This is a genomic window from Lachnotalea sp. AF33-28, from assembly GCF_003477885.1.
Taxonomy (GTDB): domain Bacteria; phylum Bacillota; class Clostridia; order Lachnospirales; family Lachnospiraceae; genus AF33-28.
In genome coordinates this window covers 543787-555617 of the sequence record NZ_QUEE01000001.1, presented here as the reverse complement: position 1 = coordinate 555617, position 11831 = coordinate 543787, and the positions used below count along the sequence as shown (strand labels likewise).

The following is an 11831-nucleotide window of genomic DNA, read 5'->3' as shown; positions in this document are numbered from 1 at the left end:
CATTTTGCGAATAATTTTTTGCGTTTGGCAGAGAAAATGGTCAAGAAAACATACAGAGCGCAAGAAAACGGATGGAAAGGGAAAACAGAGTTGTCGTATAATAGGACAACTTATTCACAGGAAGGAGAAAGCAGGTTTGAAAACAATTTTATTTCAAGGCGACTCTATCACAGACGCGGGCCGGTCCACGGAAGATGACCTGAATATGGGATATGGTTACCCAACACTTGTAAGCAGCGAGTTAGGATTAGAGTATGCGAATCAATACAGGATGCTGAACAGAGGGGTCAGCGGCGACCGTATCATTGATTTATACGCCAGAATCAAAGCAGACATTATTAACCTTAAACCGGATATTATGAGCATTCTGATTGGTGTAAATGACATAGGACGTGAAATTTACGAGCACAACGGTACGGATGCGGATAAATCTTCCAGAATATATTCCATGCTGATTGAAGAACTTAAGGAAGCCCTGCCGGATGTAAAAATCATGATCTTAGAACCATTTATATTAAAGGGTGCTGCAACTGAGATGTGCTGGGAAGAGTTTCAAAGCGGAGTGTCGGAGAGGGCCAAAATAGCAACAGAGACAGCAGGAAAATATGGGCTGCCATTCATTTCACTGCAGAATAAATTTGACGAAGCTGCTGAACTGGCCTCCAATGATTACTGGCTGCGGGATGGAATTCATCCTACGGCGGCAGGTCATGAAATTATTAAACGCGAGTGGATTAAGGCATTTAAGGAATTATAGTATAAAAAAATGACGTGTGAATATTTTTTTGTGTTCCATGGTGGAATGAAGCATGAAATCATTCAAAACGCAAGAAAACGGATAGGAAGATGATCGGGTATATCATATAATGCGTATATGTTGCAACGTAAAAACAAACACCTAATAAAAAGGAGAGAGATGAGTATGAAGAAAAAGACGTTATCTTTCATGCTGGCGGCAATCATGACTGTTATCGTATGTTTGACAGGATGCAGCGGAAACGGTCAGGAACAGCAAAAAACAGAGGGCGGCAGCCAACAGGAACAGCAAAAAACAGCGGACTCACAGGACGCTGGAACGGATGAAAACGGAGAAATTGATATCTGGGCGCCTTATGAGGAAACAGTAACATTGACATCAGTCAAAAGCGATTATAGTTATATCGCTTATCCGGAAGGTGACGATATCGATAACAACCTGTGGACAAAAACATACAAGGACCGCTTTAATATTAATCTTGTTAATGAATGGGTCTCAGACGATTATGATACGAAATTGAATCTGCAGATTGCAGAGGGAAAGATTCCGGATTTTGTTCGGGTAAATGCAACGCAGCTGAAGCAGCTGGCAGAAGCGGGTATGCTGTATGATCTGAAAGATTTGTATGACATCTATGCATCAGATGATATAAAGAGCTTTATGGAATACGATAAACAGAGTTTTGAGTCGGGTATCTTTGATGGCAAACTGTATGGACTGGCTCAGCTGCATTACGGTGTTGAAGCACAATATGATTTTGTTTGGATCAGGCAGGACTGGCTGAAAGAATGCGGTCTGGATGCGCCGGAAACCATGGATGACCTTGTAACGATAGCAAAAACATTTATGGATAAATATGGCGTCTATGGCATTTCTGCAGAAAAATCATTGGAGTATCTGAATTTACTTGCGCCCGGATGGGGGGCGCATCCGGGTATGTGGGTTCGTGATGACAGCGGCAATATTGTATATGGCTCTACAACAGAAGAATACAAGAATGCATTGGCTGCCTGGGCAGAATGGTACAAGGAAGGGATGATCAGTCCTGATTTTATCACTATGGATATGGCAAAAGCCAATGAAGATGTTTTAAGCAATAAAGTTGGTATTATGCCGTACTATCTCTGGTGGGGAGCTGCGGTCGGACAGGATTATGTCACTGCAAACGGTTTCGATGCGATTTACCGTCCTTATAAGATTCCGTCCGCAACCGGGGAGCCCGTTTTACAATCAATCTATTGCGGCAATGCTACCTATATTGCAGTGAGCAAGGAATGTAAAAATCCGGAAGCGGTATTCAAATTAATTAATTTTTACCAGTATATACAGTCGTCTGAATCACAGGAGAAAGAAGCTGAATTAAGAGAAAATCTTACAAAAGGCAGTTTGGTTGATACACAGGCAAATGCTAGAATTTGTAATCCCACGATACAGATGAATGAAACTGCAAGCATATATAATGCGATAATGACAGGAGACGCGTCAAAGCTGACACCGAATTTCCTGGTAAGCTACAATAATGTAAAGGCGTTTATTGAGGATCCTGATGCGCATCCTGAATTTACACACGGTTATTGCATGTATGGCTTTGAGGGGAGTACAACTACATGGGTCAATGAATATGTTGAAAAGGGTGAATATCTCGAAAATGTGTTGTGGGCGTTTACACCGGAAATCCTGATCAAGTCCGGCGCTACACTGGATACCATTCTGCTGGAAGGATTTACTAAAATTGTGGTAGGCGATGAGCCGATAGACTACTTCGACACAGTTGTTGAGAAGTGGAAGGCAGCCGGCGGCGAGCAGGCAATAAAAGAAATGGAAGAGTTATATAATTAGTAAGTCAAAGGGAAAGGAGGCGGGGTGCCGTCTCCTTTTCTTATTCATAAGCTTGAAAGGGTGGTAAGCGGATGGTTAGCAGAAAGAATATAAAGAGACATTTAAAAAATGAATGGGCATATCATTTAATGCTTCTGCCGGGAGTGATTCTGGTGTTTATATTTAGTTATATCCCGTTATATGGTGTCGTAATCGCATTTCAGGATTATAATCCCGCCTTAGGGTTCGCCTCTCCGTGGGTTGGCCTTAAAAATTTTATGTTTGTATTTTCACAGCCTGATTTTGTGAGAACAATCTGGAACACTTTTTTTATTACGGTATTTAAGATTTTAGGGAATATTGCAGTTCCGGTTATTTTTGCGCTTTTGCTGAATGAAGTTAAAAATGTATTTTTTAAACGAACGATGCAGACCTTAATTTATATTCCAAATTTTATATCCTGGGTTATTATGGCGGGAATTCTGATGGATATCCTTGCAACGGATGGAGCGGTGAATCGATGCATCAGCCTGCTTGGGGGCGGAACAGTTAACTTTTTGGGGAATGCTAAAATTTATCCTTGGACGATGATTATTTCTGATATATGGAAAGGTTTTGGTTATGGTACGATTATATACCTTGCGGCGCTCACTGCGATTGATCCGACTCTGTATGAGGCGGCAAGCATAGATGGCGCGACCAGATGGCAAAGGGTGAAAATGATCACTGTTCCGCTGCTTGTGCCTACGATTATTCTGATGCTTGTTTTATCGCTGGGAAATGTGCTGAATGCTGGTTTTGACCAGATTTATAATACCATCAGCCCAATTGTATATTCATCAGGAGATATCATTGATACCTATGTGTACCGGTTGGGTATTCAGCAGGCACAGTTTGATGTGGGTGCGGCAGTTGGCTTGTTCAAGTCGGCCGTTTCTTCTGTCCTGGTAGTTTTGTCCTATGTTCTGGCGGATAAGCTGGCCGGATACAGGATTTTGTAGGGAGGATTCCATGAAAACAAAACGAAAAAAAATGTCAATCCTAAACATTATGATTTATTCTATTTTAATTTTGGCCGCATTAAGCTGTACACTTCCCTTTATACATATACTTGCACTCTCATTTAGCAGCAGCAGCGCAGTGGCTTCCGGCAAGGTTGCTTTCTGGCCGGTTGATTTTACAACATTTTCTTATGAATTTGCACTGAAAGGCGGAAAATTTTTTCGGGCAATGTGGATATCTGTTCAGCGTGTAGCTTTAGGATCCCTGATTAATTTGGTTATGTGTATTCTGACGGCATATCCGCTTTCAAAGTCAAAAGAACAGTTTATGGGAAGGGATATTTATATGCTGTATTTCTTTATTACCTGCCTGGTTGGCGGAGGATTGGTTCCGACATATCTGGTGGTAGCCAGGCTGGGGTTAAAGGATTCCCTGTGGGCATTGATTTTGCCGGGGGCCCTTCCGGTTGCCAATATGATTATTCTGATGAATTTTATACGCGGTTTGCCCAGGGAGCTGGAAGAGGCGGCAATGATTGACGGTGCCGGAAAATTTCAGACATTGGTAAAAATAATGCTTCCTCTGCTTAAGCCGTCGCTGGCAACCATTACCCTGTTCCATGTTGTGGGGCACTGGAATGATTGGTTCAGCGGAATGATTTATATGAATGATATGAAGAAATATCCGCTCTATACCTACCTGCAGACATTATTAGTGAGCTTTGAAGAATTAATGTCGAAGACAGATGGTCTTGATTATGTAAAAATCATGCAATTGATGAATGCCCGTACAGGCCGTGCTGCACAGCTGTTTTTAGGAATGATACCTGTTCTAATGATTTATCCGTTTTTGCAGAAATATTTTACACAGGGGCTGACGCTTGGAACGGCCAAAGGCTGAAATTACGATAACAAAGGAAAGGCGGAATACATAAATGGGAATTTTTTATTTGCCAAAGGATGGCGTGTGCGGAGATTTTATTCCTTATTATAATTCGAAAAGAAAATGCTATGAACTGTATTATCTGCACGATTATCGCGGCTGCAATGGAGAAGGAGAGGGAACGCCGTGGAGAAGGATTACCACTACAGATATGGTAAATTTCACGGAAGAGGGTGAAATACTGCCCCGGGGGAACCGTGAGGATCAGGATCTGTTTTGCTACACAGGATGTGTGGTTGAATATGATGATAAGTATCACATTTATTATACGGGGCACAATTATCATTTCACGGAAGAAGGAAGGCACAAGGAATCCGTTATGCATGCGACGAGCGTGGATGGGATAACATGGGAAAAACAGCCGCAGGATACGTTTTTTGCAGCAGAGGACAGAGAGGATATTGAGCAGGACGATTGGAGAGATCCCTTTGTTTTTTATCAGGAGGAAGAGCAAAAATGGTGGATGCTTTTATGTACGAGAAAAAAAGAAGGACCTTCAAGGAGAAGAGGAGCGACTGGACTGCTTACATCTGACGATCTGGTTCACTGGAGCTATGAGGGGAGCTATTGGGATCCGCATATGTGCTGGTGTCCGGAGTGCCCGGATCTGTTTCAGTGGGGTGAATACTGGTATTTTATTTATTCTACTTTTTGTGAAACGCAAGGATTGCGGACCTACTATAGAATATCCAAATCGTCCAGAGGACCTTGGAAAAATCCCGGAAATAACTGTTTCGACGGAAGGGCTTTTTATGCGGGAAAAACCGCGTCAGACGGAAAAAGCAGATACATATTCGGTTGGAATCCAACAAAGACCGGTGACAAGGATGACGGAGTCTGGCAGTGGGGAGGTAATCTCATTGTACATAAATTGAGGCAGGATGCGGATGGAAGTCTGAGTGTTTCAATGCCTGAAAAGATTGCGGAAGCTTATAGAGAAGAACAGCGCATGTACCTGCAGCCGATTTATGGGATGTATGAGGAACTGGAGAACGGCTTTGTTTTGAAAGCGCAGTCAGGGCTCGGAAATATTCTGATTTCTGACATTTCTAAGGAATGTATGGTTGAATTTGAGATTTTACTTTCGAAGGACACAGACAGTGCGGGAATTATGGTAAAGGTTACGGGAGAAGGCGCCGGAGGCTATTATATACGGTTGGAGCCGGGAAGAAACAGATTTTTGTTTGACAGAGAGCCTGCTTATCCGCATGAAAAGGCAGAAATTGAACGGTTTGTGGAGATTGATACTTTAAAATGGCACTCTGTCAAAGTAATTCTGGATGGTACCTGCGTGCTGGCCTATCTGGATGACAAATATGCGCTGTCTGCGAGAATGTATGATTTTGACAGTGATAAAATGATGTTTTTTGTAAATGACGGCGAGGTCAGCATTAGGAATTTGAGGATGCGCAGATTAAAATGCAAGGAAATTCAGAATACGCCCATAAAGGAGAGAAGATGAAAAAAATTACTTTTGGAAATCCTGAACTATTTGTACCGAGCAAATATTGTTCCGGATTTTGCTGCGAAGAGACAGAAGTGGCATATCCAATCCATAGGATAACATTTCGTACAAATGCCAGAGGATGCGTGTTAGAATTTCCGCTGGGTGAGGAGCAGATCTATGGATTTGGCCTTCAACTAAATGGATTTAATCAGAAAAATAAAGAACTGTTTCTCCGTGTAAATGCAGATCCTACGAAAAATACAGGAGATTCACATGCACCGGTTCCTTTTTTTGCGACGACAAAAGGATATGGCATTTACTTTGACACCGCAAGAAATATGGAAGTGCAATGCGGTGTGGAAACAGCGCTGGAAAAAGAAAATGTAATGACCGTTCAAATACTGAATGCAAAAGGTATAGATATTTATATTATCGAAGGTACTGATATTACGGACACTGTTGCGCAGTACAACCGGTTGTCCGGTTCGGGATGTGAGGTGCCGGAGTGGGGGCTTGGCGTACTGTACCGCTGCAATTGGCATTATCCTCAGGATCGCGTGCTGGAAACAGCAGCTTATTTCAGGAATGCGAAGATACCGTGCAGCATTCTCGGCCTGGAGCCGGGGTGGCATACACACAATTATCCATGTTCTTATGAGTGGAACAAAGAAATGTTTCCCGATCCGGATGGAATGGTTAAAAAGTTAAAAGAAATGGAATTTCATCTGAATCTTTGGGAACACGCATATATTAGTGAAGATTCCCCGGTTTATGAAGCCATGAAGCCTTACAGTGGAAATTACAGGGTGCTGGGAGGATTGGTTGCAGACCTCGCTTCTGAAGAGGGAGCTGACATTATTTCGGAATATCATAAAAAGACTTTTACAGATATAGGGATTGACGGATTTAAATTAGACGAATGTGATAATACCAATATTGTGGATTATGGGTGGAGAATGTTCCCGAATTGTTCCCAGTTCCCTTCCGGACTTGACGGCGAGCAATATCATAATCTGTTCGGTGTGCTCTATATGAAAACAATTTTAAAGGCATTAGATGGAAAACCTACGCTTTCACAGGTCCGTTCAGCAGGTGCTTTGTGTGCAAGCTACCCGTTTGTGCTTTACAGTGATCTTTATGAGCATAAAGATTTTATCCGCGGTATTGTCAATTCCGGATTTTCGGGGATACTGTGGTCTCCTGAACTGCGGCATGCAAAATCAAAAATGGAGCTCTTAAGAAGATTGCAAACGGTAGTATTTTCGGTGCAATGCCTGATTAATGGCTGGTACTGTGATGAAGTACCCTGGAAACAGTTTAACTGCGAAAGTGAAGTAAGGGCGTTGCTTCAAGAACGCGAAAAACAGATCCCAAGATTGATGAAAGCTTTTGAGCGGTATAAGGAAACGGGAATACCGCCGGTCAGAGCTCTTGTTATGGATTATACGGATGATCCGGAAACATATGAGATTGATAATGAGTATTTGTTCGGCGCGGATTTGCTGGTTGCACCGATGACCGAGGAAGAAGAAATGAGAAAGGTTTATTTGCCGGCAGGAGAGTGGGTCGATTACTGGACGGGAGAAATAGTTCCTCCCGGCTGGCATGAAGCACAAACGGATAACATACCTGTATATCAGTGCAAAAACACCGCTAAAAGCCCGATTACATAAGGATTTTACAGCAGTGTTACTTGGTCTTGCATATCATAATTGTCCGGATCAGGAATCTATGATTTATCATTCCTGATCCGGACAATTATAATATTTATTTCCGGCTTCTTGTACATTATAATAATGTTTCTTATCATGCCTCGCCGGCATCATATTCCGGCAGCACTTTTTCGATGGCTGCCGCTACGCCCTCCTCTAAACAGCAGGGCGCCACTTCTATAGCAAGCTCCTTGATATCGGGCAGCGCGTTGCTCATGGCCACGGCATGTCCGGCGAACTGAAGCATGGAGCGGTCTGTTTCATTATCCCCCACAGCCATCACCTCTTCCGGCATTATGCCCAGCCAGGAGCAGAGACAGGACAGGGCCACACCCTTCGTTGCGGTAGCGCGGCTGATCTCCACATAGCGGTCCGCGGACGGAACGGCATTTAACCCCGGATGAGAGGATATGAGATCCAATACGGCGCTTTCTGTTTTTTTGTTAGTGTAGAATACCTGTATTTTTTCCAGATCCAGCTGGCGGTGTTTCACATAGCGGTCAATACATGGGATGGCCTTTTTACGGGAATAATCCTTACTGTACAGAAATCTGCGCTGGAAGGACAGAAGGTGGGACTGGTTGTAGCTGTTGCCGGATTCCTGTATACAGATCTTGACCGGCAGCGCATTGAGCTCCTGGATCAGCACCGCAGCCTCCTTATAGGGAATCAGGTCCTGAAACAATATGCGTCCATCCCTGATATCGTAAACCTTCGCCCCGTTGGAAGAGATGATATAGCGGATGCCGGGATAATCCTTCACCTCACCCGGCAGTCCGTAAAGGGAACGGCCGGATACCGGTACAACAATAATCCCCTTTCTGACCGCTTCGGAAACGGCATTGAAAGTGCGCTGCGTTATTTTTTTGGACTTATTTAAAACGCCGTCCAGATCGACGGCAATTAATCGGATACTCATATACTGCACCTCACTTTACTTAATCTATTATAACAGGTTGAGCGCGCGGTACAATGAATAAAAGATGAAAAGAAATTAATGAATTTATAAAATTATAAACTGGTGTTTGCTATTTATGCCATAATTCGCTATAATAAGAGAGGTTTAGAATGAGCGTAGAGGAGCTGTTGAAATGGCGGAAAAGCGGAAAAGAGGAAGCGCCGGAAAGAGCAGCACGGGAAACGGAACTGCCGGAAAGAGGCGCAGGTCCGGCACCTTAGGGAAAAAAACAGCGTCTGCGAACGGGCGGACACAGAATTCGGCTAAAACAGGCAGGAGCCGGCCGGTGCGGGAACTGACTCCCAGACAGCGGGAACAGCGCAGAGCTGCCATCAAGCGCCGCCGGAGAAAGCAGATATTAAAGAAGAGAATACTGCCGCTTGCCGCTGTTGCACTTATTCTGTGCCTTTTTCTGGCTGGGAGAAGCAGGCTGGCGGACAGCCGCACGGATGCTTCGGACACCTTTTATAACGGCGTATATTTAAACGGCATCTCTCTGGGAGGGCTGACCATGGATCAGGCCCGGCAGAAGATGGAGGATAAACTGAAGCAGGAGATCAACTGGCAGATGAAGTTTACTTTTGACGGCAATACCTATGATCTGGAGAATATCCTGATCCACGATCTGGACGCGAAACTTAATGAGGCGTACCAGGTGGGGCGGCAGGGGACGGATGAGGAGCGGGAAGCTGCGGTTAAGGATCTGAAGAAAAATCCGGTATATATCATACTGGATACCTCATACAGCGCTGAAGAAGCGTCGGCACTGATTGAGCAGGCGGTATCGGGCCTTGGAACGGAAGCAGTAAACGCGGACCTGATCGGCTATAATAAGGAAACAAAGGAGTATACTTTTTCCGAAGGAACGAGCGGCAGGCAGATTGACCGGGAGGATTTGACCGCCCAGCTGATCGGTGTGCTGGAAGCTGGGGATTATGACGCTGTGCTGGAAGCGAAGGTGATCGATGTGCAGCCGGAGTGGACGAAGGAAAGGCTGCAGCAGGAATACAGAATCATTGCGGAATTCGAGACAAAGACCACCGCAAATAAAGATAGAAATAACAATATCCAGCTGGCGTCGGAAGCGATGAACGGCACGCTGTTAAAGCCAGGTGAAGAGTTTTCCATGAACGAACTGACCGGAGAGAGGTCGGAGGAAAAAGGATATAAGCCGGCCGGAACCTTTGTGAACGGGGAACTGGTGGAAGAACCGGGCGGGGGCGTCTGCCAGGTGGCGACCACTATCTATAACGCGGCTATCCTTTCGGGGCTGAATACCACGGCGCGCAGAAACCACAGCTATGTGGTGGCCTATGCCAATGTCGGCGAGGACGCCATGGTCAGCTACGGTTCGTCGGATCTTAAGTTTGAGAACAATTCCGGCCATACGGTGGCGGTGCTGATTGATTTTAAAGACCGGAACCTGAAAGTTTCAATCTACGGCATTCCGGTGCTGGAGGAAGGCGTCACCGTAAAGATGGAATCGGTAATTTCGGAAACCGGCGCCATGCCGGAACCGGTGTATGAGGAAAATCCGGAAGTGCCCCAGGGGCAGCAGGTGGTAGTGAGCGAAGGGAAGGAACCGATTACAGCGCTGACGGATTTGGTCACCTATAAAGACGGCCAGGAGATTGGCAGAGAGTTCCTCCATACCAGCAGGTATAAGGCGAAAGCTCCTGTGATACAGGTGCATTCCATGGCGGATTTGACTGCGCCGGCCAGTGAGCCGGGCGGCGATTCCGGCGGAGAAACACCGGATGGCGGAGCCGGCGCCGAAGCCCCCGGCAATGAGGGACAGAACGTACCCGATGAGGGGCAGGAGAATCAGGAGAATCAAAACAATAACGCGCAGTGAGACAGGAGCTGTCAGATTCTGTGCGCAGCATAAAGGAGCAGCAAATGGATAAACCGATAAAAAAAGAAAACATTAAAAATATCATAGCCGTATCCAGCGGCAAAGGCGGAGTCGGAAAGAGCTTTGTGACAGGGCTCACAGCCGTGTCTTTAAGCAGAAAGGGGTACCGCGTCGGCATTTTGGACGCGGATATCACAGGACCTTCCATCCCGAAAATGTTTGGGGTGACAGGAGGCATACGGGTTGACGAAAACATGATGATAGCGCCTGCGGTGAGCTCCACCGGCATAAAGGTGATGTCTGTAAACTTCTTTCTGGAGAATGAGGATACGCCGGTGCTGTGGAGAGGGCCGATCCTGTCGAACTTCATCCGTCAGTTCTGGGATCAGACCACATGGGGGGACTTAGACTATCTGGTGATTGACATGCCGCCAGGTACGGGGGATGTGCCTCTGACCGTCTATCAGACTGTTCCTGTGGATGGAGTGGTGATTGTGACCTCCCCGCAGGACCTTGTCCGGATGATAGTGAAGAAGTCCGTGCATATGGCGGAAAAGATGGAGATACCGGTATTCGGTATTGTGGAGAATTACAGCTACATGCCCTGTCCGGACTGTGGGAAAAAGCTGTATCCTTTCGGACAGAGCAAAGTGGATGCCATCGCGCAGGAGCTTAAACTTAAGGTTCTGGGCAAGCTTCCGATCTGTCCCGCCTGGGCGGAACTGGCGGATAACGGCGATTTTGAATCGGTGCCTCTGGAAGAACTGCAGTAAAAAACAGTATTAATGATAAAAATAAATATGGATATATTTACCATACCCATAAAATAAAGAAAAATTCCCGTCATCGTCCGATGTCCAATTGTGATGAATTCATAAAAAAGTAAAACCGTTATTTCGGTTCTGTGCATTTCTCACAATACAGGCATGGCAAATATTTCATAAATCGATATTGACAAAAAATAAAAATGGTGATAGAGTACATTCCAACATAAATAAACCGACATTGTTCGACAGCAGATCAGGAGTTGAAACAGCCATTTTATTACGGAAAGAAGGTATTGATTTATGCTGACAATGACAAAGAAACAGATCAGGTTACAGAGTATTGAAGAGGTGAAAGAGTTCGTTAATGCTGCCAGCGAGTGTGAGTTCGACATTGACATATACTATAATAGAGTCGTTATTGACGCAAAGTCTATTTTAGGAGTGTTAAGTCTGGATCTTACAAAGGTGCTGACAGTGGAGTATGACGGTTTCCATGCGAACTTTGAGCATTTTCTTGAGACTCATAAAGCGGAATCAGCGGCATAATGCGGCGTAAGGGCCATCGGTTTAGGC

General features: G+C 45.0%; 10 protein-coding genes. 9 read left to right on the top strand and 1 reads right to left on the bottom strand.

Annotated elements, in window-relative coordinates; translation table 11 throughout:
- Window positions 1–136: 136 nt before the first annotated feature.
- From DWZ56_RS02290 to DWZ56_RS02265, 6 genes are all read left to right on the top strand, one after another.
- On the top strand, window positions 137–757 hold the full coding sequence (locus DWZ56_RS02290; protein ID WP_158584407.1) for an SGNH/GDSL hydrolase family protein: 621 nt from the start codon (window positions 137–139) through the stop codon (window positions 755–757).
- A gap of 117 nt (window positions 758–874) precedes the next feature.
- Window positions 875–2596 carry an extracellular solute-binding protein gene (locus DWZ56_RS02285; protein WP_118554741.1) on the top strand — a complete coding sequence of 574 codons (1722 nt, stop codon included), beginning with the start codon at window positions 875–877 and terminating at the stop codon, window positions 2594–2596.
- A gap of 152 nt (window positions 2597–2748) precedes the next feature.
- On the top strand, window positions 2749–3576 hold the full coding sequence (locus DWZ56_RS02280) for an ABC transporter permease (RefSeq protein ID WP_330424819.1): 828 nt from the start codon (window positions 2749–2751) through the stop codon (window positions 3574–3576).
- A 328-nt stretch (window positions 3577–3904) separates the two neighbouring features.
- Entirely contained in the window at window positions 3905–4477 is a 573-nt protein-coding gene (locus DWZ56_RS23025) for a carbohydrate ABC transporter permease (RefSeq protein ID WP_243095021.1), read from the top strand.
- A gap of 34 nt (window positions 4478–4511) precedes the next feature.
- Window positions 4512–5981 (top strand): family 43 glycosylhydrolase, encoded by a 1470-nt coding sequence (locus DWZ56_RS02270; protein ID WP_118554738.1) that lies wholly within the window; start codon window positions 4512–4514, stop codon window positions 5979–5981.
- On the top strand, window positions 5978–7639 hold the full coding sequence (locus DWZ56_RS02265; RefSeq protein WP_158584406.1) for a TIM-barrel domain-containing protein: 1662 nt from the start codon (window positions 5978–5980) through the stop codon (window positions 7637–7639). Before DWZ56_RS02270 ends, DWZ56_RS02265 begins: the two co-directional genes overlap by 4 nt.
- A 133-nt stretch (window positions 7640–7772) precedes the next feature.
- Here the strand turns inward: DWZ56_RS02265 and DWZ56_RS02260 are convergent, their stop codons facing one another.
- Window positions 7773–8597, bottom strand: coding sequence for an HAD-IIB family hydrolase (locus DWZ56_RS02260; RefSeq protein ID WP_118554736.1), 825 nt, complete (start codon window positions 8595–8597; stop codon window positions 7773–7775).
- Between the two features lie 172 nt (window positions 8598–8769).
- Here DWZ56_RS02260 and DWZ56_RS02255 point away from each other — a divergent pair, with 172 nt between their 5' ends.
- The 3 genes from DWZ56_RS02255 to DWZ56_RS02245 all read left to right on the top strand — a co-directional run bounded on the left by DWZ56_RS02255 (window position 8770) and on the right by DWZ56_RS02245 (window position 11804).
- The gene (locus tag DWZ56_RS02255; protein ID WP_118554735.1) at window positions 8770–10491 is read left to right on the top strand and encodes a VanW family protein; all 1722 of its coding nucleotides are present in this window, start codon (window positions 8770–8772) and stop codon (window positions 10489–10491) included.
- A 44-nt stretch (window positions 10492–10535) separates the two neighbouring features.
- On the top strand, window positions 10536–11264 hold the full coding sequence (locus tag DWZ56_RS02250; protein ID WP_118554802.1) for an Mrp/NBP35 family ATP-binding protein: 729 nt from the start codon (window positions 10536–10538) through the stop codon (window positions 11262–11264).
- A gap of 303 nt (window positions 11265–11567) precedes the next feature.
- A complete protein-coding gene (locus DWZ56_RS02245) occupies window positions 11568–11804 on the top strand; it encodes an HPr family phosphocarrier protein (protein WP_118554801.1) in 237 nt (78 codons plus the stop codon).
- Window positions 11805–11831 lie beyond the last annotated feature (27 nt).

Excerpts from the sequence above, each read along its gene's own strand:
- DWZ56_RS02285 (WP_118554741.1), top strand. The coding sequence starts at position 875 with ATGTTGCAACGTAAAAACAAACACCTAATAAAAAGGAGAGAGATGAGT.
- DWZ56_RS23025 (WP_243095021.1), top strand. The coding sequence starts at position 3,905 with ATGGGAAGGGATATTTATATGCTGTATTTCTTTATTACCTGCCTGGTT.
- DWZ56_RS02270 (WP_118554738.1), top strand. The coding sequence starts at position 4,512 with ATGGGAATTTTTTATTTGCCAAAGGATGGCGTGTGCGGAGATTTTATT.
- DWZ56_RS02265 (WP_158584406.1), top strand. The coding sequence starts at position 5,978 with ATGAAAAAAATTACTTTTGGAAATCCTGAACTATTTGTACCGAGCAAA.
- DWZ56_RS02260 (WP_118554736.1), bottom strand. The coding sequence starts at position 8,597 with ATGAGTATCCGATTAATTGCCGTCGATCTGGACGGCGTTTTAAATAAG.
- DWZ56_RS02255 (WP_118554735.1), top strand. The coding sequence starts at position 8,770 with ATGGCGGAAAAGCGGAAAAGAGGAAGCGCCGGAAAGAGCAGCACGGGA.
- DWZ56_RS02250 (WP_118554802.1), top strand. The coding sequence starts at position 10,536 with ATGGATAAACCGATAAAAAAAGAAAACATTAAAAATATCATAGCCGTA.
- DWZ56_RS02245 (WP_118554801.1), top strand. The coding sequence starts at position 11,568 with ATGACAAAGAAACAGATCAGGTTACAGAGTATTGAAGAGGTGAAAGAG.